The organism is Caulobacter sp. AVps18 (assembly GCF_058681425.1).
In genome coordinates, this window is sequence record NZ_CM178737.1 from 3345801 (window position 1) to 3370781 (window position 24981).

A 24981-nucleotide genomic window follows, 5' to 3' on the forward strand; every position below is an offset into this window, starting at 1 on the left:
CTCGTCAGCTCGCTTCGCGTTGCAGGGCGCGGGCGGCGGCACGCTCAAGCGCCTTGACGGCGCCTTCATTGCCCTCGATCTGGGCGACTCCGATATCGAACTCGCAAACGAAAGGCGGACGATCTTCGCCGGCATCGAAGGCCGTACAGCCGATCACGGCCGCGATTCGCTCAGCGGCGGCGCGGGCGGCGGCCTGATTTGTAGCGGGCAGGGCCAGGGCGAACACTTCCGGAGCAAGCCGCGCGGCAGTGTCTTCCACGCGGACCAGGCGACCGACCATTGAGCCGATCTGAGGAATGGCGCGATCCAGCCAGCCATTCTGTCTCGCCCAGACCGTTTCGGGCTTGTCGGCGACGCGCAGGACGCAAATCGACAGGGGCCTGGCCCGCTCTCGTGCCGCAGCAGTCAATCGCGCAAGGTGGGCGGCGAACAGGTCGCGGGTGAACAAACCCGTGGCAGCGTCCATGAGTCCCGAGCTGCGAGCCTTCTCCAAGGCACCGCGGATCGACTCGCCCCGGCGATAGTTGCGTGCAAGCTCCATGACGCGCCGGGCGGTCTCGACCTCGGCGGTTTCGGGCGAGGCGACATCGGATACCCCCCGGTGGAAGGCCTCCGACATGGTCACATAGCTCTCGGCCTTGAGGTACAGCATCGCCGGGATGTGGAAGAGGCGGGTGTTGCGACGCATGCCTGCCGCTATGGACAGCGCTTCCTGCTGGTTGTCGCCGGCCCAGAGAACCACGGAATCAAACGCGCGCTCGTGCAGGTAGTCGAACGCCGTATAGGCGGTGAAGGCCCCGACGACCTCAGCGCCGCTGCGCTTCAGCGCATTGGACAGGGCCAGAAACTGCGGCGCAGGCTCACCGACAGCCAGAATTCGAAATGGCGAGGGCTGGGGCTCGGGCAGGTCCATCCGGCGACCCCGCTCCCCGAAGGTCTGGAGCCGAAGCTCGAACTCTTCCTCGGCGATGGCCGTGCGGACCAGAGATTCCAGGCGCAGGGCGGCCTGGGACGGGTGCAGCGGCGGTGACAGGGTCAGGTCGAAGGCCTGGCCTAGCTGGATATCGTCAGGCTCGCCGATGGCGATGACCGGCAGGCGGCGCGGCGCAACAGCGGCCTTCAGCCGACGGGCGAGGGATTGCGTATCGGGACCGGCGCTAGCCAGATCGACAATCACCGCCTCGATGGGCAGGTCGCCAAGGGCGGCGAGGGCGGCATAGGGCCCCCGCGCGGTGATGGTGCGCCAGCCAAGGCGATCCAGCCCCTCGGCCAGGGGACCAGCGCGCAGATCGTCACGCGCCACGATCAGGATCCGGGCGTCTACCGCCACACTCAACCTCCGCCCGAACCCCACTGAACCCAGGCCAACGATGGCCCGCGAGATTCGACGCCGCAACATAGCAGAGGCTATCGGGCGGGATAGGGATGCAACGCCGCAGGCCCGTTTAAGGGCTTGCTGCGCGGTCATTTGGCGCGGACGGCGGTGTCGGGGGCAGCGGTTTAGCGGCAATGCTCTTGCATGACCGAACGTCACGGCCGTTCTAGTCCCTCCAGACAACGCGCCGAAGAGTCGCCAAGGAGGACGCCATGGGTCAGGGACCGCTTTCAGGACTGAAGATCGTCGAGTTCGCTGGCATCGGACCGGGCCCCTTCTGCGGCATGCTGCTTTCGGACCTCGGTGCCGACGTCGTGCGGATCGACCGTAAGGGGCATGGCAGGGGCTCGCCGGCCGATGTTACCGCCCGGGGACGGCGCTCAATCGCTCTGGACCTGAAGCAAACGGCGTCCATTGAGGCTTGCCTCAAGCTGATCGAGTCCGCCGATGGCCTGATCGAAGGCTTCCGGCCCGGTGTCATGGAGCGACTGGGGCTGGGCCCAGAGGTGATGCTGGCCCGCAATCCCCGGCTGGTTTACGGCCGGATGACCGGGTGGGGGCAGTTTGGCCCATACGCCAAGGCCGCCGGCCACGACATGAACTATATCGCCATCACCGGAGCGCTGGACGCGATCGGGACTCAGGACAAACCCGTTCCGCCGTTGAACCTGGTTGGAGACTTCGGCGGTGGCGCTCTCTACCTGGCGTTCGGCCTGCTGGCGGGGATCATTCACGCGCGGGCTTCGGGCCAGGGGCAGGTGATCGACTGTGCGATGAGCGATGGCGCAGCTTCGCTGATGGCCATGTTCTACGGCTTCAAGGCGGGCGGGATGTGGACCGAAGGACGGCGCTCCAACCTGCTGGATGGCGGCGCGCACTTCTACGACACCTATCAATGCGCGGACGGCGGCTGGATATCGATCGGATCGATTGAGCCGCAATTCTATTTGCTCCTTCTGGAGAAGACAGGGATCACCGATCCCCAGTTCCAGCACCAGATGAGCCGCGAAGAATGGCCACAGCTTCGCGAAAAGCTTGCCGCAGTTATCAAGACCAAGACACGTGACGAGTGGTGCGTTCTGATGGACGGTACCGACGTCTGCTTCGCCCCCGTTCTCAGCATGGATGAAGCCCCGAAACATCCGCACAACGCGGCGCGGGAGACCTTTGTCGAGGTAGGCGGGGTTGTTCAGCCCGCGCCAGCGCCGCGATTCTCAGCGACTCCCGGCAAGATTCAGGGCCCTCCGCCCCGGATCGGCGGGGACAATGACACCGCCCTGGCCGACTGGGGCTTTTCAGACCACGCTATCGCGCAGCTGAAGGCTACGGGTGCGCTCTAACGCGCCAGGACCGTTCAGCGGCGGTTCAGGTGGCCCCTCATAGGTAGTGCTTCAACCGGTCGCTGCGCCACCCGTCCCTCGATGCGGTGATCGGTTTCAGGCTCGTCCTGCGGAGACGCGTCGCCTTTCCCGGGCGGCGCGTCTTTGTCGTTTCCCGCAGGATGGCAGGCGGGGTTGCGCCGAGGCCCGGGCGCGGGCAGTTTCCGCCCGATGCAAGACCCCCAACCTATCCGCTGGCGCGACCTGGATCTGGATCCGATCCACTGGGCGCGAGAAGTGCTGCGCGTCCTGGGCCTTGCCCTGGCGCGCATCTGGGGTCGCGACGTCATGCTCTATGTTGGGGGCGTGTCATTCTTTGCGTTGCTTGCCGTGTTTCCCGGGTTGGCGATCCTGATCGGCATCTACAGCCTGATGCTGACGCCGCAGCAGGCGGCCGCTCAGGCTGAAAACTTCGCCGATCTGATGCCATCGGGGGCGCGATCGTTGTTTGAGAGCGAACTGACCCGGCTGGCGCATGCGCCTGAACAGGCCGTCTCCGCCCAAAGCGCCGTCGTACTTGTGATCGGTGCCTATGCCGCGCATCGCGGCTTCAAGGCCTTACTGGCCGGCCTGTCGTTCATCCACGACGAGGAGGATCAGCGCGGTTTTGTCGGCTTCAATTTGATGGCCTTGTTCGTCCTGATCGCCGCTTTCGGGCTGCTGTTCGTGATGTCGGGAATCTTTCTTATCTTCCGCCTGCTGGGAAGCGCCCTGAACCTGCGACCGCTGGAAGGTGTGCCCTGGATCCAGAGTGAGTGGACCTGGGCCAGCCTGGGCGTCGTCATCGGCATGACCCTGATCTATCGTTACGCCATGTCACGGGCACCTGTCGGCTGGCGCGCCTCCATCGCCGGGGGCATTGCCGCTGCGGTGCTTTGTTTGTTCATGTCATCGGCCAGCGCCTTCTATGTCGAGAAGGTCGCTCGTCTCGGCGCCACCTATGGCTCGATCTCTGCGGTGATCATCTTCCTGATCTGGCTGTCCTGGAGCGTGAACGCCATCTTCCTGGGCGGAGCCTTGGCGACCGAGGTGGAAATCGCTCTTGATGAGCGCCCGCGGGATTTGGTCGAAGGTCCGCGCGCTGTGGCGCTCAAGGAGCCTTTGACACCAGAAAGCTGAGGGTGCCGCCGGGCTCATCGTTGATCTCGATCACGGTGGCACCGGCGCTTACCGCGAAATGCGGAACATCGATGCGCGCCATCGGATCGTCGGCAATCAGGCGAACCTGCCCTCCAGCTGGTGCAGCTTCCAAGGCCCGACGCAGGCGAAGTGTTGGCACCGGGCAGCGATGCCCCCGGGCATCGACGACGACTGGATCATCCATCGCCAAACACCGTTTCGGCATCTCGTGCCGTCAGGGTCCGGTGCTGGCCAGGTTCCAGGTCAGCGGGCAGGGCGATGCCTCCGATCCGCTCGCGGTGTAGTCCGACCACATGGTTGCCCACCGCAGCGAACATCCTCCGAACCTGATGATAGCGCCCCTCCTTGATGGTCAGCCTGGCGGTGTGGCTGTCGATCACCTGCAGTTGCGCTGGTAGCAGGGGCTTTTCCTCACCCTCGAGCATCAGGTCGCCGGCGGCGAACCGCTCGCCCTCGTCACCGCGCAGCGGCCGGTCCAGCTTTGTCAGATAGATCTTGGGTACGTGCCGCTTGGGCGATATCACCCGATGCAGATAGTCGCCGTCATCCGTAATGAGGATCAGGCCCGAGGTATCCTTGTCCAGCCGCCCCACCGTCGAGAGGCCCGGATCGCGGATGCGCCAGCGGCGCGGCAAGAGGTCATAGATCCTCTCGCCATCTTCCTTGTGGGAACACACAACGCCTAGCGGCTTGTGCATGATCAGCACCAGCGGCGCGGGCGGATCGACCGGCGCGCCCCGGATGGTCATACGCGCCGGCAGGTCAGGCGTGACGGCGACCTTGACGCCCACATCCTTCAGAACCTTGCCATCCAGCACGACCTTGCCGCTGGAAATAAGCGCCTGGACGTCCTTGCGACTGCCATAGCCCAGATTGGCCAGCAGTCGGTCAAGGCGCGCCATCAGGGCCTTTGTCACTTACGCGCCTCATAGACCTTGTAGCCGTTGGTTTCGCCGGCCAGCCGCACCTTGGAAAAATGCTCGGCCAGAATGACTTCATAGGGCAGGTGTCGATTGGCGACGATCCATAGGGTCCCGCCTTTTCGCAAGGTCGTCGCCGCAAGGCGGATAAAGGCTTGGCCCAGCGAGCGGTCCTCGCCGCCGGTTTCATGGAATGGCGGATTGGTGATCACGAAATCCAGTCCGCTGAGTTGAGTCGCCGCCTGCCGGACGTCATCCCAGATCATGGAGGCTCGAGGATCTTCGATATTGCGACAGGCGGCGTCGACCGCCCGACGATCCAGATCAATCAGGCTAAGCTTTGTCACCTTGGACGAGCTCAGGGCGGCGCGCGAAAGCCAGCCAATGCCACAACCAAAGTCGGCACCTTCGCCAGCCAGAGGCGGCAGGGTTTTGAGGAGCAGGTCGGTGCCCGGATCAAGCCTGTCCCAGCTGAACACACCGGGCTGGGTCCACAATCCGTCTGCATCCCGACGCGGCGCGCCGGCCTCGATCGCTTCTGCCAGGCCCGTGGGCGCGTCCGGCCGCAGGGCGACGCAGATCCGATGATGCCGCTTGGCGCTTTCGCCGACGACGCAGCCAAACGCCTGAAGCTCCTTGCGCAGTCTTTGACCGCCGCGATCCTTGGGTGCGAAGACGGTGAGGCGACCCTCGGCGCTAAGCGTTCGTAGCGCATGGGCCAGGACATAACGCCGCTCGATTACGCCGGCTGGAGCCCGGACTGTCACACTGTCCAGCGAGCCGTCGTCGAGAGTGGCCAGGTCGGTTGCGCCTGAAATCAGCGGCGAAACCTGCAGCGCATCGGACGCCACCTCAGCCAGATCATGATCGGCCTGGCCGTAGAGCGCGGTGCGAGAGGTCGACATCGAAATCCTGGATTTGGGCCCGCCGCGCTGGATCGACAGATCCGGCGCGGCGGTGAAGGTGTGGCGGACAGGGTGGGATTCGAACCCACGGTAGGCTTCCACCTACGGCGGTTTTCAAGACCGCTGCCTTAAACCACTCGGCCACCTGTCCAGACGCGCGGCTATATCAGCGTGTCCGCGCCTTAACCAGACCGCAAAACACTTCCGTCACCATGATGCTCACAAAGGACGCCCTGGCGTCGGAAAGTCGGCACATGGCAGCGGATCAATACATCTGGCGCGGCCTGCGCGCATTCTGTCTGATGGCTCTGGCCGCGGCCAGTCTTACGGCTTGCGCCACGCCAAAACCCAAGTTCGACGGCGGCGGCTCGGTCGCGTCTTCGCCGCGCGGCCCCATGGTCTCGCCGTCCGGCCGACCTTCGCGCGGAACCGAAAAGCCCTATCAAATCAGGGGCGTGTGGTATTATCCCAAGGATGATCCCGACTATGACGCCAAGGGCGTAGGCTCATGGTACGGCGAGCAATTCCACAATCGCCGGACGGCCAATGGCGAGATCTTCGACATGGACCTGCCGTCTGCCGCCCACACGACCTTGCCCCTGCCAAGCCTGGTCGAGGTGACCAATCTCGACAATGGTCGCAAGATGATCGTGCGGGTTAACGATCGTGGTCCTTTTGTGGATGACCGGGTCATCGACCTGTCGCGCGCCGCTGCGGAACAGTTGGGCTACCGGCGACAGGGTGTCGCACGGGTGCGTGTCCGGTATGTCGGGCCTGCCCCCAAGACCGCTTTCGACGCGCGTCAGTACGCTCAGACGGGTGTTTCACAGTCCAGGCCGCAGTCTTCGATCGACGCGGTCGATTCGCCGCGGGCCTGGCCGTCGGAACCCGCGCCCGTTGTCGCAGCGCCGCCCGCGCCCGTTCGTCAGACCAACTTCCGGGTTCAGGCCGGGGCCTTCGCCAATCGTGAGAATGCCGAACGAGCCGTAGCCGAACTTCGCGAGGCTGGTCGGGCGACCATTGAGGCGTTCGAGCGCTCCGGGGGCGTACTTTACCGGGTAACGGTCACTGCGGGGGAGGATGAGGGCGAGGCCTGGTCCATGCGCGACCGCGTGGTTGCGCTGGGCTATTCCGGGGCTACTGTGCTGCGCCCCTGACGCGCGACTGCGAGACCTCTAGACAAGGCGTGCGATCCGGTCGAATTGAGACCCGTGACACGTGGCGCATTCATCAGTTTCGAGGGCGGCGAGGGGGCTGGAAAGTCCACTCAGATCCGACGCCTCGCTCAGCGGCTGGAAGCTGCAGGCTTTGACGTTGCGTTGACACGAGAGCCGGGCGGCAGTGCCGGCGCGGAAGCGATCCGCGATTTGCTGGTGAACGGCGAGGCCGACCGCTGGTCGTCGATCACCGAGACCTTGCTGATGTACGCAGCGCGGCGCGATCATCTTGAACGGGTCATTCGCCCAGCCCTGGATCGCGGCGCCATTGTGTTGTGCGATCGCTTTGCGGACTCGACCCGGGCCTATCAGGGCGCAGGGGGCGACGCGCCGGCTTCGCTGATCGCCTCGCTGGAAGATCACGTCCTGGGCGGCACGATCCCTGGCCTGACCCTGATCTTCGATATCCCGGCCGAGGTGGGGCTACAGCGAGCCTCAGCGCGTGGCGGCGCGGCCCGATTCGAGTCAAAAGGCCTGGAATTCCACGAGCGCCTGCGCGCCGGCTTTCTGGCCATCGCCAGGCGCGAGCCGGACCGCTGTGCGGTCATCGAGGCCAGCAACACGCCCGACGAGGTGTTCGCCGATGTCTGGAGCGTGGTTTCGGCACGGTTGTCGTTGTGAGTGTTGAGGCACCGCCCCATCCCCGCGATGTCTATGGCCTGGAAGGGCAAGGCGCGGCGGAAGCATCATTCCTTGATGCCCTGGGACGCAATCGTCTGCATCATGCCTGGCTGCTGACGGGCCCGGAGGGCGTGGGCAAGGCGACCCTGGCCTATCGAATGGCGCGCCGTCTTTTGGGTGCGCGCGCCGACGATTCTTTCGGTGTGCTGGGCGCATCGCCCTCCGATCCGGTATCGCGGCAGGTCGCTGCCCGCTCTCACCCGGACCTGATGATTCTGGAGCGAGCCACCGATGATGGCAAGGCGCGCAAGGCTATTCCCGTCGACGAAGCGCGCCGCCTGCCGGAATTCTTCGCCAATTCGCCAGCGACCTCGCCTTACCGCGTGGCGATCATCGACGCTGCCGACGATCTGAACGTCAACGCCGCCAATGCCGTGCTCAAAACGCTGGAAGAGCCGCCGCCCAGGGGCGTTATCCTGCTGGTCAGCCACGCGCCGGGGAAGCTATTGCCGACGATCCGGTCGCGGTGCCGACGGCTGGCGATACCGGCGCCGGGCGTGGCGATGGCGGCGCGGATGATCGAGCAGCGCACGACGCTGGACCATGACGCGGCTGAACGTCTGGCTCGCATGGCCCATGGCGCGCCGGGCAGGGGGCTGCAACTGGCCTCCGCCGGCGCTCTGGCGATGGACGACGCAGCAGGCGAAATCCTGCGGGGCCTGCCGGCCATTGACGAGGCGGCCTTGCTGGCCTTGGCCGACACCTTCCGGGGCGGCGAGGGGGCTGCACGGTTCGAGCTGCTCTTCGAACGCCTGGCTGATCAGATCCACGCCATGACAACTCGACTGGCCAAGGCAGGCAGTACGCCCGCTGTGGATCGCTGGGCCGCGGTCTGGGACCGGATCTCGCGATGGCCAGGAGAGGCCGAGGCCGTGAACCTGGATCGCGCCGATGTGTTCTGGAGCGCCATCTCGGACTTGCGCGCCGCCGCCAGGACAGCGATGTGAGCCGTATGCTCATCGACAGTCACGTCAATCTCCACGCCCACCAGTACGACGAGGACCGCGACGCGGTGATCGCCCGCGCCCGCGACGCCGGGATCGGCCTGATGGTCACCATTTGCGACAAGGTTTCGTCATTCGAGGCCGTCCACGCCATTGCCATGGCCCAGCCCGATATCTGGTGCACGGTCGGCACGCACCCTCACGAAGCCAAGGAAAATCCCGACCTGACAGTCGAGACCCTGGTGACCTTGGCTGAGCGGCCGCGCGTGATCGGCATTGGCGAGTGTGGCCTGGATTTCCACTATGATTTCTCGCCGCGCGACGTGCAGGCGCGCGTCTTTCGGGCTCACGTCGTCGCTGCGCGCCAGACGGGCCTGCCCCTGGTGGTTCACACCCGCGAGGCTGACGCCCTGATGGCTGAAATCCTCGAAGAGGAACATGCCAAGGGCCCCTTCAAGATTCTGATGCACTGCTACACCAGTGGCGCGGAACTGGCCGCGCGCGCGGCTGCGTTGGGCGCGTGGTTCTCGGTGTCGGGCATCGCTACGTTCAAGGCGGCTGAAGAGGTCAGGGCGATCATCCGCGACATGCCGGCTGACAGGATTATCGTCGAGACCGATTGCCCTTATCTGGCGCCTGTTCCGATGCGCGGCCGCCGCAATGAACCGGCCTACCTGCCGCACATCGTCGACAAGCTGGGTGAAATCCGGGGCTGGACCCGGGCGGAAGCCGAGGCGCGAACGGAAGACGCCTTCTTCGCCTTGTTCGAGAAGGTCACGCGCTCATGACCGGGCCACTGGAGTTCACTATTCTGGGCTCAGGCTCATCAGGGGGCGTGCCGCGCGCCGATGGCAACTGGGGTGATTGCGATCCTACCGATCCCCATAACCTGAGGACGCGCTGCTCGATGCTGGTCAGACGAAAGGGGCCTAGCGGCGATACGCCCGAGACCACCGTGGTCGTCGATACCTCGCCGGACTTTAGGCTTCAGGCGGTTCGGGCCGGCGTTCGCCGTATCGACGCCGCGCTGTTCACACACGATCATGCCGACCAGACCCATGGCATCGACGACCTGCGCCCGTTCTTCCTCAATCAGCGCCGTCGCATCCCGGCCTATATGGATGGTCCGACCTACAAGGGCCTGACCGACCGGTTCGACTACATCTTCGATAGTCGGGGAGGCTATCCGGCTATCTGCGAGCCGGTGGCCTTGCCGGAACACGGCAAGTCTTGGAGCCTGGACGGACCCAGCGGTGAAATCCCGGTCGAGAGTTTCGATCTGGATCATGGCGGAGTTCGATCTGTCGGTTTCCGGTTCAACGACGTGGCCTATACGCCCGACGTCGTGGCCATACCCGCCGAGAGCTGGCCAAGTCTGATGGATCTGGATGTCTGGGTGGTCGATGCATTGCGCTGGACACCCCATCCGACCCACGCTCACGTCGAGCTAGCGCTGCAATGGATCGCCCGCGCCAAACCTCGGCTCGCAATCTTGACAAACCTTCATATCGATCTGGACTTCAAAGCGTTGTCGGAAAAACTTCCCGTCAATGTCGTGCCGGGTTTCGACAATATGCGCTTCCTAGCATAGGTCTCAAATCAGAGGCGGCACATGTGCACTTTCAGCGGCTCGATATAGCTAGTTGATGAATTGGCCTTTTTCTCAAGATCCAGGCCATTCCAGATGTAGTGCTCAATGCGATCGTTGCTCTGGCATCGCGCCGCTTCTGTCCTTCGATCCAGGCCAGAAAGCGGAGCGTGCCGAAGCGTTCTAAAATTCCTCTATCGATAGAACTTGGCTCCGTGACCAAGTTCCGTTCCCGGCGGGTCGCTGTCTATCAAGACCGCGGCGGTATTCGAGGCAGAGCTACATTTTCCACTTTGCCCGGATCGTGACTGTCTGAGGAGCGCCGGGGGCGATCCAGAGGTTGCTGTAGGAACTTTCCAGATAGTAGGCGTCCAGCAGGTTTTCGGCGTCCAGATGCAGCGAAAGCCTCTGGGTCGCCTGGTAGCTGAGGTTCAGCCGCGCGGTGACGTAGTCGGGCAGTTTGAAGCCGGAATTGACGTCGTCGCCCGGACGCTTGCCGACATAGACCAGCCCGCCGCCGACACTGACCGCTCCGGGACCCTCTAGGGCCGTTTGCCAGTGTGCGTAGACCGCCGCCGACTGGCGCGGAATGTTGCTCAGAGCGCTACCCACGAAACCCGCGCGGGTGTCCTTGGTGATCTCTGTGTCGGTGAAGGCGTAGACCCCGGTGAGCGTCAGCTGGTCGTTAACCCGCAGGTTGGCGTCGAACTCCATGCCCTTGCTGCGGGCCTCGCCGACGGCGACCGAGAAGCCGGCATTGGCGGGATCGTTGACCAGGATGTTACTCTTGTCGATGCGGAAGGCCGAGGCTGTCCCGGTGAGCCTGCCGTCAAGCAGGGCGTATTTGACGCCGCCCTCGAAGGCCTCGCCCTCTTCAGGTGCGAAGGCGGCGCTGGCGGCGTCGGTCCCCTGATTGTAGCGGAACGATTGGCCCCAGCTGACATAGGCCGAGATCGTGTCTGACGGCGACCAGGTCAGGGCGGCGCGGGGCGAGGTGCGCGACGGGCTCTGTTTACCCACCGTGTTGTTGCGATAGTTGGTGTTGGTTTGCTGGATCCAGTCATGACGCAGGCCCACCAGGACGGTGAACTGGCCCGCCGTGATGAGATCCTGCGCATAGAGGCTCTGGCCGCGCAGTTCCTCCAGCAGGTTCTGATTCATCGTCGCCACCGGCTTGGCCTGGCCATAGACCGGTTTGAAGATATCAATGGCGTAGGGCGTGGCCGCTGTCGGGCTGAAGCGCAGGAAGACCCGGCGCTGGTCATAGCTGAAGGCGTCGCCGCCCAGGCGCATCTGATGCTCGACATCCATCATCTGGCGTTTGACGCTCAGCTCCAGGCGGCCCGACAGGTCCTGCCAGTCATAGTCGTGTACCCGCAGCTGGCGTCGCAACTGGGTCCCGACCAGGGCTGAGTTATGGGTCGACTGACCCTTGAAATATCCGTCGCGATACTGGACGCCACCCTCAAGCGAAACGCCCTCGGCGAGGTCGAACGCGGCGGAAGCCTGATGCTGCAGACTTTGCTGGTGGATCTTGCCGTCATTGGGCTCGCCCAGGAAGCGTTCGCGGGGCAGGGCCTTGCCGTTGCCGTTCACGGCCACCAAGCCCCGGTCATGGACGAAATGCACGTCCATCGCTTCGAACTGATAGAGGAAGTGGGCCTTGTCGGTCGGATCCCAGGCTAGGGATGGGGCCAGGACGAGCCGGTCGCTTCCGACGTGGTCGCGGAAGCCGTCCGTGGTTTGATAGGCACCAACCAGCCGCACAGAGACCGTGTCACTCACTGGACCACCCAGATCACCAGTCGTGCGCCAGGTGTCGAAGCTGCCATAGCCCAACTCAGTCGAGGCGTGAGCGTGGCGCAGCGGGGCCTTGGTGACGATGTTGATCGAGCCGCCGGGTTCGCCCTTGCCGGACAGAGCCGAGGCTGGCCCCTTGAGCACCTGGAAGGTCTCGACCGTGGCGGTGTCTCGACGCGGATTGAAGCCGCGATTGGCGGTGAAACGATTGACCAGCAGGTCGGGCCCCTGGTTGATGTCGCCCGAGAAGCCCCGGATCGCATAGGCGTCCCAGGCACCGCCGAAGCTGTTCTGGCGCGCCATCCCTCCGGCCAGGTCGAACAGATCCGAGAGGTTGGCCAGGCCGGTCTGATCGATGAGCTCACGTTCCAGCACGCGCACGCTCTGCGGCAACTTCAGGGGCGATACGTCCAGTCCATTGATGCTGGCATTGGCCCGCCGCGCCGTGACGGTGACGTCCTCGACACGTGCGCTGTCGGTATCAATCTCTGCCGCTGCGGACGTTGCTGACAGTGCGGTCGCCGCGCAACCCGCGAGCAGCGCGACCCGAAAATCCATGAAACTCACGTCGTTCCCCCGAAACCACACGAACCTGTCAATCCGCGATTGACTCTCAATAGTGGCGTTACGTTATAACGTACTAATTCGGGCGGGCGCGGCTTGGCAAGCGCCTTTGCGTTTTTGAATGAAGGGGTCCGGGTTTTGGTCATGACATCCGCCGCTGCGCTGGAGGCCGTGGGCCTAGAGCAGCGCTATGGGAGCCAACTGGTCCTTCGGGACCTGACCTTTTCGGTGCGGGCAGGGGAGATCTACGCCCTGCTTGGCGGCAATGGCGCGGGCAAGTCCACGACCCTGAACCTGTTTCTGGGCCTGGCCAGTCCGACGGCGGGATCGGCCCGGGTATGTGGCGTCGAGGTTGGCGCTGACCCGACAGCGGCGCGCTCGCGCATCGCCTATGTGCCTGAAAATGTCGCGCTTTATGAGCACCTGACCGCACGCGAAAACATCGACTATCTGTTGACCCTGGCGCGAGCCGACACTGAGCGGGTCTTGATCGAAGAGGCCCTAGACGCCGTCGGCCTGGCGCGGGACGCCTGGGACCGCCGGCTGGGCGGCTTCTCCAAGGGCATGCGCCAGAAGGTGGCCATCGCCCTGGCCATCGCCAGACGGGTTCCCGTGCTGCTGCTGGACGAGCCGACCTCGGGCCTGGATCCGCGCGCCGTCGCCGACTTCAATCGTCTGCTGCAGACCGCCCGCGAACGCGGCGTGGCGACCCTGATGGTGACCCACGACCTGCTGGGCGCGTCGGAGGTCGCCGATCGCATCGGCTTCCTGGCCAACGGCCATATCGAGGTCGAGCTCACCGCCGAGGGACCTGATCGCTTTGACCTTCGGGCCCTTCATCAGCGCTATGTTCAGGTCGGGGCGGCGGCGTGAGCGGGCGACCAAGTCTGATCTGGAGGGTAGCGCGCGAGGAATGGCGCGCCCTGATCCGCAACCGCGTGTCGACGGTTGCCGGCGCGATCCTGGCCGCTTTGCTGGTCAGCGCCGCTATCCTGGGGGTTGAACAGCGCAACGCTATCGAGGCGACCCGCCAGCACCATCAGGCTAGCTCGGACCAGCAGTTTGACGCCCAGCCCGACCGCCATCCGCATCGCATGGTCCACTACGGTCAGTTCGTTTTCCGGCCGCTGTCGGCCCTGGCCTTCTTCGACCGAGGCGTCGACAGCTTCACGGGCCATACGGTTTTTCTGGAAGGCCATCGGCAGAACAGCGCCAATTTCAGTGAGGCTCGGCAGTCGTCCCTGCTGCTAAGGTTTGGTGAACTGACGCCGGCCTTCGTATTGCAGACCCTCGCGCCGCTGCTGGTGATCTTCCTGGCCTATGGCGCGGTGGCTGGAGAGCGCGAGCGCGGCACGCTGCGGCTGATGGCCGCTCAGGGCCTGGCACCGAGCCAAATGCTGATGGGCAAGTTGGCGGCCTATGGGGGCGTGGTCGGGCTGATCCTGGCGCCGGCGGCCCTGGCGCTGCTGATTGCCGCGCTGGCGGGCTGGGCACCGCCGGTACCGGCTCTGCTGCTTCTTCTGGTCTATGGTCTCTACCTTGCGATCTGGGCGGTGGCTGCGGTCTTGATCTCGGCCCTGGCGCGCCGGTCGCGCGATGCCCTGATCGTTCTGGTCTCGATCTGGATGGTTTTGGTGGTGCTGCTTCCCCGCACCCTGCCTGAGATAGCGGCTTGCCTACAGACGCCGACCAGGATCGAGACCGACATCGCCATCCATGAGGATCTCAAAAAGATCGGCGACAGCCACAATCCCGACGACCCCTATTTCGCGGCCTTCAAGGCCAAGACCTTGGCCAGGTACGGCGTTCAGCGTGTCGAAGATTTGCCGGTCCAGTGGGGTGGTCTGGTGGGCATGGAGGGCGAGCGCCTGACCAGCCAGCTTTTCGACCGCTATGCCCGCGAAGCTTTCGCGCGCGAGCAGGCGCAGAACGGGTTTGTGCGCGGCTTCGGCGCGATCAGCCCGGTGATTGCCCTGCGCCAGGCCTCCATGAGTCTGGCCGGCACGGACACGGAGAGCCACCAGGACTTCCTCAATCAGGTCGAGCGCTATCGCTACGCCTTTGTACAGGCGCTCAACCGCATGCAGGTCGAGCAAATCCCCAACCAGAACGCCGGACAGGATCCGCGCATCTCGGCCGACAACTGGAAGCGTGTGCCCAGCTTCTCCTATGTCGCACCGGACAGGTTGAGCCTCGCCGGCGGCCGAGTGGCCGCCAATCTGGCCATTCTCACCATCTGGCTCGTTGCGCTGCTGGCCTTGTGCGCTCCCGTCGCTCGCCGTCTTCGTAAGGACGCCCGATGATCCGTCTTCGATATGAACTGCGGCTGTTGCTTCGGTCGCGGGTCAGCGCTGCCGCCCTGATCCTGCTGCTGACCCTTTCCATTGTGGCGGTCTGTGCAGGGCTTGCAGCCACTGCGCGCCAGAACACCGTCATCGACAGGGTGGCGGCCGCGCAGAACCGCGACCTCGCCGCCGTCGCCAAGCAATACGGGAAGCCAGATAGCGAGGCGGGCAATGCCGCCTATTACACCTTCTTCCTGACCTCGGATCGTCCTCCCAGCCTGGCCTTTGCCGCCCTTGGTCAGCGGGATATCCAGCCCTTTGTGCTGCGTGTCCGTCTGCTTGGCCTCCAGGCCCAATTGTACGAAACCGAGACGGTCAACCCCGAACTGGCCCTCCCGGGGCCCTTCGACTTCGCCTTCGTACTGATCTATCTGGCGCCGCTGGCTGTGATTGCGCTGATGCACGACCTGGTTTCCGGCGAACGGGAGGCTGGCCGTCTGCGGGTGCTGAACGCCCTGCCGGCCAAGCCTGGAAGGCTCTGGTTGCAGCGTGCCGGGCTGAGGCTGGGGCTGGTGCTCATTGCCCTGTTGGTGCCGTTCCTGGTCGGTGCAATGATCGCTCAGGCGCCCATTGCCGGTGTCGCGACGCTCACTCTGGTCGCCGTGCTCTATGTTGCCTTCTGGACGGGTCTTGGCCTGCTGGTTGGGGCCTGGGGGCGTCGCTCGGCCTTCAACGCCGCAACCCTGGTCGGATGCTGGATCGTGCTCGTCCTCCTGGTTCCTGCCTTGGGTAACGCCGTGCTGTTGCGGGCCGTGCCGGTTGGTCGCGGCGTCGACCTGACCCTGGCCCAGCGCGAGGCCGTCCACCGCGCCTGGGACATTCCGCGCGAGGCGATCTTGGGCCCCTTCAGGGCCAAGCATCCGGAGTGGAAGGACACACCGCCGGTCGTCGGCCGCTTCCACTGGAAATGGTACTACGCCATGCACGAGATGGGCGACGACAGCGTGGCGGGGCAGGTCGTTGCCTACCGGTCGAGCCTAGCCGCGCGCCAAGCCTGGACGGAACGCCTGGGCTGGCTTTCCCCGGCCGCTGCCGCCCAGACGCTGGTCCACCGCGCCGCAGATAGCGACCTTCCGGCTCATCTGGCTTACCAGGACAGCGTCGCACGGTTCCATCGTCGCCTGCAGGATTTCTACTACCCCTACCTCTTCAACGGGCGACCGTTTCAGCGGGCTGACTTCGACCGGCTACCCACCTATGAGCAGAGAAGCCCGTCGGGCTCAACTCCGCCTGGGCCGCTGCTAGCGCTTGTCGTCTTTACGGCAGGGGCCTGGTTCATGGCGTTCTCCCGAGCCCGCCGCGTCAAGGAATAGTTCCATGAAACAAGGGTGACGCACAGCCAGGCCGAGGCGAGCACGGCCGAAAAATCGAGCCAGAGCGGAACCCCGCTGCGCAGGGTGGGCTACAGCCCCGCCGCGCTATTCAGCGCCCGCCCCACAGCGTCGTAGTCGCCGTTGAAATGGTGATCACCGGGCAGACCGATCTTGCGCACTGAGGCGGGAAAGGTCGGGCAGGCGTCGTCATGCTCCTGGGCCCCATAGACACAGACCACGGGGAGGTCCTTCAGCGATGCCAGGACCGGGGCGATTGGGTAGGTGTCCCTACCGCTGACGTTGAGCCAGTCGCCTGGATGGAATTCCAGTTCGCCGGTGGCGTCGGTCCCCAGTAGGGCGACGATCCGGACCTGGCCGCGCAGGTCGGCCGGCAGGTGCTGGACGATGATTGGCAGGGCATCGGCACCGAAAGAATAGCCGGCCAGGATCACCCGTTGCTTACCCCAGACGGCCTGATAGTGCCGGATGACTGCAGCCAGATCGTCGGCGGCGTCCTGGGGGCTGCGCTTGCTCCAGAAGTAGCGCAGGGAGTCGTAGCCAACGACCGGCACGCCGGCCTCGACGAAGCCCTGTGCCAGTCCCCGGTCGATGCTGGCCCAGCCGCCATCGCCTGAATAGAACACCGCCAGGGTGTCGCCTTGCGAGGCGACCGGCACCTCGACCAACGGCAGGTCCGCCAGCCGCGCGCTGTAGCCCTGAACCTTGGGCTCCTTGGTGGGCGCAAGCGTTTCCAGGGCGCGCGACACCGCTGCGCCAATCTGCGCGCCGGCAGGAAGTGTCTCTATGCGGCCCTGCGGGAGCTTGCCGACGAAGGCTTGGGCGCTCAGGGGCGAGGCCGCCGGGGCGTCTCTGGCCTGCAGCACGAGGAACGGGACACTTAGCTTGGGGTTGGGAGCGTAGCTGAAGCCGCCTTTGGGCGATGCGAGGTGCGTAAGGCCCCCGTCGCCTGGCAACAGGGGGCGGTCGGTCAGCAGGTCTGGCCGGAAGTCAAGCGCCACACCGGCTTGGAAGATGCCTGCCGGCGATTGGGCCAGCGTGCCATAGGCCAGGGCCGCGCCAGCCCCTTGGCCCACCAGGATCGGCCGGCGATAGGACTTCAACTTAAGGGCCTTCTGGACGGCCTGGGACAGTTGGGAAAAGTCGCCCGCAGGATATAGGCCACGGGGTCCCGCCGCATCCCGGGCAGCGGTCAGGTAGTGGCTCAGGTCCACGCCGACGACCGTGACGTCGGCTTGGGTCAACTGGCGGGCGAAGTCGGTCAGGGCAGGGGTCCAGCCGCTCTTGTCGGAGATCAGGATCACGAACCGGCCCGGCTCGCCGCTGCGCCGGAAGATGGTGACCCGGCCCGCCGAGCCATAGCGAAAGGGCAGTTCGATCAGAGGACCGGTAGGGGCGGCGGGAACGACGGCCGCCAGAGCGGACGGCGCTGCGGTTGCCGGCTCGCTCAGGCCGCCGCGCGAGACCACGACAGCGCCGAGGGTCAGCGCAAGGACGGCGCCGCTGGTCAACAGGATCTTGCGGATTGGCATCATGGCGCTCCCAAGCGGCTGAGTGTGAAACTGTTTTCACAGAGCCTCCTGGCGCTCCCCTGGCCTCCGCCTTACCGATTTGTGAGGCTGGATGGTTCGCGCGCAATCAGGCGCGTGGCGTCCAGTAGGGCCGCGGCCAGGCCCGAGGGTGGAGCCGCCAGGTAGCGCGGCGTCCACACCGGATCGAACTTGCTTTTGAACACTCGCAAGCCCTCAAAGCCGTAATAGGCTCCGCCGCGCCGGGCGATCTGGCGACCGATCTTGTGCCAGAAGGGGGCCAGGCGATGATCGACCAGTCCCGAAAGCGGAGCCATGCCGAGATTGAACCAGACATAACCCTGAGCCTTGGCCCACAGGAGCAGTTCGACGAACAGGAAGTCCATCGTGCCGCGTGGCGCATCGTCGATGTGGCGCATGAGGTCAACTGAGGCCTCGACGCCGCCGCCGGTCCAGAGGTTGGCGAAGGCGATGACTTCATCGCCGCGCCAGACTAAGGCGATGGGGTCGTGCACCAACACAGCCGGATCGAAGCGGCCCAGGGAAAACCCTTTCTCGCGGCCGCCATGGGCTAGCAGCCAGGCATCAGAAATCTGTCCCAGGCGGCCCATTAAGACCGCATCGATGGGCGCTGGAATGACCTCAAAACGCAGGCCCTCGCGGTGGGCGCGGGCATGGGTCTGGCGCAGGTTGCGTCGCGCACCACCCGCCAGATCGAACGCCTCCAGTGGCACACGCGCCTCCTCGCCCAGCTTTATGGCCGAAAGGCCCAGGTCCAGGTAGTCGGTGATCCGCTCGCCGCTGGCATGATAGATCACCGGCCGCGCGTCTTGCCGGTCGGCCAGTTCACGAAAGCGCCACAGCAGCTTGCGGCCTTCCTTTGGGTCGCCGACCGGGTCGCCCAGCATGATCAGGCTGCGGCCCATGGCACCATACATCAGGAATGCTGCGCCGTCGGTGGACGACAGGATGGCTTTGTCGCCCGTGAGGGCCAGGCGAGCAGTCGTGTCGGATGAAGCCTCTACCAGTGAGCGCAGGGCACCCAGGGCTGCTGGGTCCTCGGGGGCGGCGCGGACCTGTGGCAAGCGCGCCAGCCGCCAGACGCTGCCGGTGAGGATCAGGCCGCCCAGTAAGGCGATGCTGCGGAGGAAGCGTGCATGATCGGCGTGATAGCCAAAGTGCGTCAGCAGGCGGGTTTCGAAAGGGGCGGTATTGTAGATCCAGGCACCCAGGGCGATCGATCCGGCGAACACGCCCAGGATGCCCGTGGCCAACCAGGGGATCAGCTCGTCGCCTTCGATCGAGCCCTTGCGTGTAAAGTGGCGACGGGAGGCCAGCAAGCCTAGGAACAGGAAGGCCGCGAGCACTGAGGGCGCGATATCGAGTCCGCGCAGCAAGGCGGCAGAGGTGGCCAGAAGGGTGACGGGCAGGGCCACCAGCAGCGCGCTGGCACGGCGACGAAAAAGGCCCAGCGACAGGACCATTAGCGCAAGGCCTGCCGCCAGAGAAATCAGGTGACTGGTCTCGACCACGACGAGTGGCACGACCGAGCGCAGGAAGCCCAGGCGATCGGTAGGGATTCGACCCACGGCGATCAGGACCAGGGCGCTTCCCAGGGCGAATGACGACAAGGCAAGGGTCGCCGGGCCGACCAGGCGCCAGGCCCGGCGGCCGGTCAGCGCGATGCGCCGGGCGCCGGCTTCCCGAGACAGCAGCAAGGCGCCAGCCAAGGCCAGCGGGACGACATAGTAGAACAGCCGATAGCCGACAAAGGCGGCGGTCAGGGCCGCGCGATCCAGATTCGGCAGTAGGGCCAACATTGCCCCCTCAAAAACGCCGACGCCGCCGGGTACCCCCGAAAACAGGCCAGCAACGGTACTGACCGCATAGGCGCTCGCGAAAGCCGGGAAGGGCGGTGCCACTTCGCCTACCAGCATCCAGACGAGGGCCGAGGTGACCAGGTTGTCCGCCACCCCAATGACCAGCTGGGCCAGGGCCCAGCTCAACGGCGGCAAGGTGAAAATCCGACCGCGTACCCTCAAGGCACCGCGAGCCAGGGCACAGGCCGCTAGATAGCCGATTGGGATCAGCAACAGTCCACTGCCAAAGGCCTTGGCGAGGCCAGGATCCAGGTGCAGGACCTGGAAGGTCACAGGGAGCGCAGTCATCAGGCTGACGCTGGCCAGGGTGGTTAAGCCCAAGGCGAACGAGACGACGCAATAGAGGGTCGTGCGGGCCACCTTGCCGACATCGACACCGTGGCGACCATAGAGCCGAGCACGCACGGCACCGGCGACCAGGGGCGTCAGGCCGATGCTGTTGGCGAAGGCGTAGGCGAGGAACGAACCCAGAAGCCCGGTGCGTAGGGGAACTTTGGCGCCGGCCCAGCGCAGGCCCAGTTGTTCGTTTACGGCCAGAAGACCATAGCTGATGGCCGCCATAAGCAGGGCCAGGCCGATGCGAGGCAGGCCCCAGCCGGCGATTTCGCCGTGAATTTGGCCTAAGGACAGTCCGTGAAGCTCCCGCCAAATCACATAGCCGGCGGCGGCGAGAAGCAGCGGCGGCACCAGGCGCGCGGCGAGCCTCTTCAGGGTTCGAAACATGGGCTCTCCCTTTGTAAGGCCTGCAGCCGGTTTCGCTCTGGACGTCGAGGCAGCGCCAGTCATGCGCGGGACTCCGCCCGCTCTTTGGCCTGACCGGCCAACACGATCAGGTGTGCGGTCATGTCGGCCAGCTCTCGGGTCCGTAAGGCGTCGAGCTTTTCATGCAGGGACAGGATTTCCAGCTCGGCCTTCAGATTGACCTCGTAGTCATGCTCCGCAGCGGCACGGTCCTTCGTGGCCTGGCGGTTCTGGCTCATCATGATCACGGGTGCCTGAATGGCGGCGACCATGGACAGGATCAGATTGAGGAAGATGAAGGGGTAGGGGTCGAACGGTTTGATCCCGGCGTGGGTCAGGATCAGGCTGTTGAGCACCGCCCAGAAGACAAGGAAGACCAGGAAGCCGATGATGAAGCTCCACGACCCGCCGATCTCGGCGACCCGGTCGGCTAGCCGCTGTCCGAAGGTCATGGCCCCGTCGGTCTCGTCAGCGATGTTCCGGGCGATAGCGGCTCTGCGGATGATCTGCAGGATCACACGGCGTTGCTCGGCCTCCAGCTCACGAAACCCGTGACCTAGAAGGCGGCGTGCTTCGGCATCGAGTGTCTTGATTGCTTTGCTCATCCTCCGGACTCCAGCTGGTGGCCGGCATACGATGGCCTGACAGCCTGACGCGGACTTGGCCGGAGCCTGGAAATTTTGTGAGGTTTAGGTGTCGCGGAGCGAGGAAGCGGGGGTATCGGGCAGGCTGAGCACTACGCGCAGGCCCGGTTGATTGTCTTCCAGAACCAATTGCCCCCCGTGCAGCTTGGCGCAGGCTGCAGCGATGGCCAAGCCTAGGCCCGAGCCTGACGTCGCGCGGGTCTCGTCAAGGCGCACAAACCGCTCGAGCACCCGGCCTCGATCAGCCTCAGGCACCCCCGGACCAGTGTCGGCGACGATCAGACTGACGCTGCCATGTGTGTTGGCGGACAAGGTCAGGGTCACGCGGGCTCTCGGGCCGGCATAGCGGGCGGCGTTGTGTAGCAGGTTGCCCAGGGCCTGACGGAGGATGAGCTCGTGGCCAAGGAAGGGAAGCGGCCCTTCCGGGACCTCTAGGGCCTGGACCTGATCGGCGTCCTCGATCACCGGTTCAAACAGTTCGCCCAAATCGCGGACCAGCGCCGCCAAGTCTAGCGGTGCCATCATGTCGCGCGACAGGCCTGACTCAGCCCGCGCGATATCGAGAAGGGCGCTGAAGGTTGCCAGAACTTCCTCGCACTGTGCTTGCGCTTGCGCAATCAGGACCAGGCGATCGACTTCGGGCAGAGCTTCATCCTGGGCGCGATTCAGCGCGCCCCGCAGTCGGGTGAGCGGCGAACGAAGGTCGTGCGACAGGCTGTCGGTAACAGTACGCATGCCGGTCATGAGCGCTTCAATGCGGGCCAGCATGGCGTTGACGGCGTCGGCCAAGTCGTCAAACACGTCGCCGACTCCGGCGATGGGCGCGCGAGCGGTGAGGTCACCGGCGGCGATCATCTCTGCCGCCACGGCGATGCCTTGGGCGCGGCGGACAAGTAGCCGCCCAAGAATGAGGGCAGCCACCGCCACAATCGCCAGGCTGGCAAGCAGGCCCGCGCCGGCCGCACCGATAATGGCCCAATGGAAAGCGCGTCGGTCGGCCAGGTTCTCGTAGATGACCAGCGTGCCCCCTACAGCCATGGGTTGGACCAGGATCTCGTAGTCGGCTCCGGCGATCGATCGAGTGGCGTATCCCGGCTCGGGCAGGCCCTCGGCGTCCAGTAAGGACGCGCCGCCCAGGCGCGAACCGTCATTGTCGAACACCGCATACTCGAAGGCACCGGCCTCGTTGCGAGCCCGTTGGTCGAGCGCCTTGGCCATGGAAGCCAGGCCTTCCTGATGAGCGAAGGCGACGAAATAGTCCCGTGCGGTTTCGGCCACCAGATGCTGACGTCGTGCGATCAGGCGCTCACCCGCCAGGTCGACGACGAGCAGGCCAAGGGCCAGGGCAACCGCAACAGCTCCCGCCACGATCAGGGCGAGTGTCGCGGGCTTCGCGCCTCGAATGGGACTCCCGGCCCTCAAGGTGTTTCCGAGAGGCGATAGCCCGAACCGCGAACAGTATGGAGCAAAGCCTTGTCGAAACCCTCGTCGATCTTCTTGCGCAGCCGGCTGATGTGGGTGTCGATCAAGCTGGTGTGCGGATCGAAGCGGTAATCCCAGACCTCTTCCAGCAGCATGGTCCTGGTGACCACCCGATCGCGATGACGCAGGAAGTATTCCAGCAGCTTCAATTCGCGCGGCAAAAGGTCGACGGCGCGCCCCGCCCGCACGACGCGGCGCGACAGGAGATCCAGGCTCAGGTCGCCGCAGGCGAGGCTGGTCTCGACGGGTTTGGCGCCGCCGCGCCGCATCAGGTTGTCCAGCCGGGCTGAAAGCTCGGCGAAGCCGAACGGCTTGGTCAAATAGTCGTCGGCGCCGGCGCGCAGGCCGATCACTCGCTCGTCCAGATGCGCAAGCGCGCTGAGGATCAGGATCGGAGTCTGCACCCCAGCCGCTCGCACCGCCTTGGTTACCGAGAGCCCGTCCATGCCTGGCACCATGCGATCCATGATGATGGCGTCGAAATCGGCGCTGCTGGCCATATAGAGGCCGTCCCGGCCATCGGCCACGTGCTCGGCGGTAAAGCCGGCTTCACGCAGGCCCTTGAGGATGTAGTCAGCCGTATCGGCGTCGTCCTCAACCACCAGAATCCGTCTGCTCATCGAACCTCCTTGGGCGCTTGTCCAGACTGCCCCGCACTGTGAACGACGGCTAGCCCGGTCGTGTCCCGGGACGTGGTGTAGCTCGTTGGCGATAGCGTAGCCGCTCGCGACGCGCGCCTTCCCCATGGCGCCGTAGCGAGCGAGCGGCGTAGCGGTGGTCATCCACGATCTTCGGTAGGGTTGGGTTGCGAAGCTCAACCTGAACCAAGGACCGAAGATGACCGAAGACACAATCGCCCTTCGCGGGCTGATGGAGAAGAGCGGCGACAGCGATTTTCTACGCGAGATGATCGGGTTCGCCGCCCAACGCCTTATGGAGCTGGAGGTGGGCGGCCTGACTGGGGCTGCGCACGGCGAGAAGAGCCCCGAGCGGCTGGCGCAGCGCAACGGCTACCGCGATCGCGACTGGGAGACGCGGGCGGGCACGGTGGAACTGCGGATCCCAAAGCTTCGCAAGGGCTCCTACTTTCCGGGCTTCTTGGAGCCGCGGCGGCTGGCCGAGAAGGCACTGACCGCGGTGATCCAGGAGGCCTACATCCAGGGGATCTCGACCCGCTCGGTGGATGACCTGGTCAAGGCGATGGGCATGAGCGGCATCTCCAAGAGCCAGGTCTCGCGGCTCTGCGAGGAGATCGACGAGCGCGTCCAGGCCTTCCTGACCCGGCCGATCGAGGGCGACTGGCCCTACCTGTGGATCGACGCCACCTATGTGAAAGACCGCACCGCCGGGCGTATCGTGTCCAAGGCCGTCATCGTCGCCGTGGGCGTCAACGCCGATGGCCGGCGCGAGGTGCTGGGCCTGGCGGTGGGCCCTTCCGAGGCCGAGACGTTCTGGACGGACTTCCTCAGAAGCCTGGCCCGGCGCGGCCTGCGGGGCGTCAAGCTGGTGACCTCCGACGCCCACGAGGGTATCAAGGCGTCGGTCTCCAAAATCATGAACTGCACTTGGCAGCGTTGCCGCGTCCACTTCATGCGCAATGTCATGGCTCACGCCGGCAAGAGCGGTCGCGCCATGGTCTCGGCCTTCATCGGCACGGCCTTCGCCCAGGACGACGCCCAGGCCGCCAAGACCCAATGGCGCGGCGTCGCCGACCAACTGCGGCCCAAACTCCCCAAGCTGGCCGGCTTCCTCGACCAGGCCGAGACCGATGTCCTGGCCTACATGACCTTCCCCGCCGCCCACCGCACCAAGTTGCACTCCACAAACTCCCTGGAGCGGCTCAATGGCGAGATCAAACGCCGGACAGAGGTCGTAGGCATCTTCCCCAACGAGGCCGCCATCATCCGGCTCGTCGGCGCCATTCTGCTCGAGCAGAACGACGAATGGGCCGTCCAACGATGCCGCTACATGACCCTGGAAAGTGTCGCTCCCTTGAGCGATGATCCCATCGTCAGCCTGCCCATCATGGCGGCCTGACCAATCCGGCTCAGCCGGAGAGCGCGGTGATCACGCCGACGCAGTTACACCACGCGATGGGACACGACCGATTTGTAAGGTTCGCCGGCGGTTTCTGACGTCGTTGTAAGATTGCTGAACGGACAGCGTCAGGGTGTGGCCTCAGCTTGATCTCCATCGGCGCTTACGCCGTTAGACAGACCAGAAAGAGACTTCACAATGTCCATCCGCGCTATCGTCGCCGCCGCCGTCCTGTCGACCGCCGGCTTGGCCGCCGTCGGTGCCAACGCCGCCACCCCGACTCCTGCGCCAGCGCCGGCCGTGAAGGCCATCCCGGCCAAGGCGGCCGCCGTCAAGACGACGAAGGTCAAGCCCGCTGTTCAAAAGACGGCATCCCACAAGAAGTCCCGCGCTACGCATCCGGCCAAGCCGGCCTGATCGCGGTTGCGACAAAACTGCCTCCTTGAAACCCTCTAGGCCGCGGCGCAGCTCCCCCCAAA

General features: G+C 65.1%; 22 protein-coding genes and 1 tRNA gene. 12 read left to right on the top strand and 11 right to left on the bottom strand.

The window, feature by feature from the left end; translation table 11 throughout:
* Positions 1-4: 4 nt before the first annotated feature.
* Positions 5-1330: a diguanylate cyclase domain-containing protein gene (locus ACW179_RS15280; RefSeq protein WP_492060328.1), complete on the bottom strand. Its 1326-nt coding sequence runs from the start codon at positions 1328-1330 to the stop codon at positions 5-7.
* A gap of 257 nt (positions 1331-1587) precedes the next feature.
* Here ACW179_RS15280 and ACW179_RS15285 point away from each other — a divergent pair, with 257 nt between their 5' ends.
* Positions 1588-2715 carry a CaiB/BaiF CoA transferase family protein gene (locus ACW179_RS15285; RefSeq protein ID WP_492060329.1) on the top strand — a complete coding sequence of 376 codons (1128 nt, stop codon included), beginning with the start codon at positions 1588-1590 and terminating at the stop codon, positions 2713-2715.
* Positions 2716-2925: 210 nt separating this feature from the next.
* Positions 2926-3873, top strand: coding sequence for a YihY/virulence factor BrkB family protein (locus ACW179_RS15290; RefSeq protein WP_492060330.1), 948 nt, complete (start codon positions 2926-2928; stop codon positions 3871-3873).
* On the opposite strand, the gene ACW179_RS15295 is transcribed toward ACW179_RS15290, so the two are convergent.
* The 4 genes from ACW179_RS15295 to ACW179_RS15310 all read right to left on the bottom strand — a co-directional run bounded on the left by ACW179_RS15295 (position 3845) and on the right by ACW179_RS15310 (position 5870).
* Complete coding sequence (locus ACW179_RS15295) at positions 3845-4078, bottom strand: sulfurtransferase TusA family protein (protein ID WP_492060331.1); 234 nt, start codon at positions 4076-4078, stop codon at positions 3845-3847. The two genes, ACW179_RS15290 and ACW179_RS15295, sit on opposite strands and share 29 nt — an antisense overlap.
* Positions 4071-4811 carry a pseudouridine synthase gene (locus ACW179_RS15300; RefSeq protein ID WP_492060332.1) on the bottom strand — a complete coding sequence of 247 codons (741 nt, stop codon included), beginning with the start codon at positions 4809-4811 and terminating at the stop codon, positions 4071-4073. The genes ACW179_RS15295 and ACW179_RS15300 overlap by 8 nt, the downstream gene beginning before the upstream one ends.
* On the bottom strand, positions 4808-5719 hold the full coding sequence (locus tag ACW179_RS15305; RefSeq protein ID WP_492064328.1) for a class I SAM-dependent methyltransferase: 912 nt from the start codon (positions 5717-5719) through the stop codon (positions 4808-4810). The genes ACW179_RS15300 and ACW179_RS15305 overlap by 4 nt, the downstream gene beginning before the upstream one ends.
* Before the next feature lie 61 nt (positions 5720-5780).
* Positions 5781-5870 (bottom strand) — tRNA-Ser (locus ACW179_RS15310).
* A gap of 103 nt (positions 5871-5973) precedes the next feature.
* Between ACW179_RS15310 and ACW179_RS15315 the strand changes: the two genes are divergently transcribed.
* The 5 genes from ACW179_RS15315 to ACW179_RS15335 are packed head-to-tail and all read left to right on the top strand — an operon-like array spanning position 5974 to position 10152.
* On the top strand, positions 5974-6876 hold the full coding sequence (locus ACW179_RS15315) for a septal ring lytic transglycosylase RlpA family protein (RefSeq protein WP_492060333.1): 903 nt from the start codon (positions 5974-5976) through the stop codon (positions 6874-6876).
* A gap of 54 nt (positions 6877-6930) precedes the next feature.
* Positions 6931-7557 carry a dTMP kinase gene (gene tmk, locus ACW179_RS15320; RefSeq protein WP_492060334.1) on the top strand — a complete coding sequence of 209 codons (627 nt, stop codon included), beginning with the start codon at positions 6931-6933 and terminating at the stop codon, positions 7555-7557.
* Positions 7554-8564, top strand: a complete 1011-nt coding sequence (locus tag ACW179_RS15325; protein ID WP_492060335.1) for a DNA polymerase III subunit delta' — start codon at positions 7554-7556, stop codon at positions 8562-8564. Before tmk ends, ACW179_RS15325 begins: the two co-directional genes overlap by 4 nt.
* A complete protein-coding gene (locus tag ACW179_RS15330; RefSeq protein ID WP_492060336.1) occupies positions 8561-9349 on the top strand; it encodes a TatD family hydrolase in 789 nt (262 codons plus the stop codon). Before ACW179_RS15325 ends, ACW179_RS15330 begins: the two co-directional genes overlap by 4 nt.
* Entirely contained in the window at positions 9346-10152 is an 807-nt protein-coding gene (locus tag ACW179_RS15335; protein WP_492060337.1) for an MBL fold metallo-hydrolase, read from the top strand. Before ACW179_RS15330 ends, ACW179_RS15335 begins: the two co-directional genes overlap by 4 nt.
* A gap of 276 nt (positions 10153-10428) precedes the next feature.
* On the opposite strand, the gene ACW179_RS15340 is transcribed toward ACW179_RS15335, so the two are convergent.
* Positions 10429-12507 (bottom strand): TonB-dependent siderophore receptor, encoded by a 2079-nt coding sequence (locus ACW179_RS15340; protein ID WP_492060338.1) that lies wholly within the window; start codon positions 12505-12507, stop codon positions 10429-10431.
* Positions 12508-12657: 150 nt separating this feature from the next.
* On the opposite strand from ACW179_RS15340, the gene ACW179_RS15345 reads away from it, so the two are divergent.
* From ACW179_RS15345 to ACW179_RS15355, 3 genes are read left to right on the top strand one after another with little or no spacing between them, the layout of a single operon-like run.
* Positions 12658-13386, top strand: a complete 729-nt coding sequence (locus ACW179_RS15345) for an ABC transporter ATP-binding protein (protein ID WP_492060339.1) — start codon at positions 12658-12660, stop codon at positions 13384-13386.
* Complete coding sequence (locus ACW179_RS15350; protein WP_492060340.1) at positions 13383-14816, top strand: ABC transporter permease; 1434 nt, start codon at positions 13383-13385, stop codon at positions 14814-14816. The genes ACW179_RS15345 and ACW179_RS15350 overlap by 4 nt, the downstream gene beginning before the upstream one ends.
* The gene (locus ACW179_RS15355) at positions 14813-16171 is read left to right on the top strand and encodes an ABC transporter permease (RefSeq protein WP_492060341.1); all 1359 of its coding nucleotides are present in this window, start codon (positions 14813-14815) and stop codon (positions 16169-16171) included. The genes ACW179_RS15350 and ACW179_RS15355 overlap by 4 nt, the downstream gene beginning before the upstream one ends.
* Before the next feature lie 89 nt (positions 16172-16260).
* Here the strand turns inward: ACW179_RS15355 and ACW179_RS15360 are convergent, their stop codons facing one another.
* The 5 genes from ACW179_RS15360 to ACW179_RS15380 form a co-directional block, all read right to left on the bottom strand.
* Positions 16261-17721 carry an AcvB/VirJ family lysyl-phosphatidylglycerol hydrolase gene (locus tag ACW179_RS15360; protein ID WP_492060342.1) on the bottom strand — a complete coding sequence of 487 codons (1461 nt, stop codon included), beginning with the start codon at positions 17719-17721 and terminating at the stop codon, positions 16261-16263.
* A gap of 71 nt (positions 17722-17792) precedes the next feature.
* On the bottom strand, positions 17793-20321 hold the full coding sequence (mprF, locus tag ACW179_RS15365; RefSeq protein WP_492060343.1) for a bifunctional lysylphosphatidylglycerol flippase/synthetase MprF: 2529 nt from the start codon (positions 20319-20321) through the stop codon (positions 17793-17795).
* A 59-nt stretch (positions 20322-20380) separates the two neighbouring features.
* Complete coding sequence (locus ACW179_RS15370) at positions 20381-20944, bottom strand: DUF1003 domain-containing protein (protein WP_492060344.1); 564 nt, start codon at positions 20942-20944, stop codon at positions 20381-20383.
* 84 nt (positions 20945-21028) lie between these two features.
* Positions 21029-22351: a sensor histidine kinase gene (locus tag ACW179_RS15375; RefSeq protein WP_492060345.1), complete on the bottom strand. Its 1323-nt coding sequence runs from the start codon at positions 22349-22351 to the stop codon at positions 21029-21031.
* 50 nt (positions 22352-22401) lie between these two features.
* A complete protein-coding gene (locus ACW179_RS15380; protein WP_492060346.1) occupies positions 22402-23085 on the bottom strand; it encodes a response regulator transcription factor in 684 nt (227 codons plus the stop codon).
* Positions 23086-23302: 217 nt separating this feature from the next.
* Here ACW179_RS15380 and ACW179_RS15385 point away from each other — a divergent pair, with 217 nt between their 5' ends.
* Positions 23303-24502, top strand: a complete 1200-nt coding sequence (locus ACW179_RS15385; protein ID WP_492059584.1) for an IS256 family transposase — start codon at positions 23303-23305, stop codon at positions 24500-24502.
* 198 nt (positions 24503-24700) lie between these two features.
* Positions 24701-24919 (top strand): hypothetical protein, encoded by a 219-nt coding sequence (locus tag ACW179_RS15390; RefSeq protein WP_492060347.1) that lies wholly within the window; start codon positions 24701-24703, stop codon positions 24917-24919.
* Positions 24920-24981 lie beyond the last annotated feature (62 nt).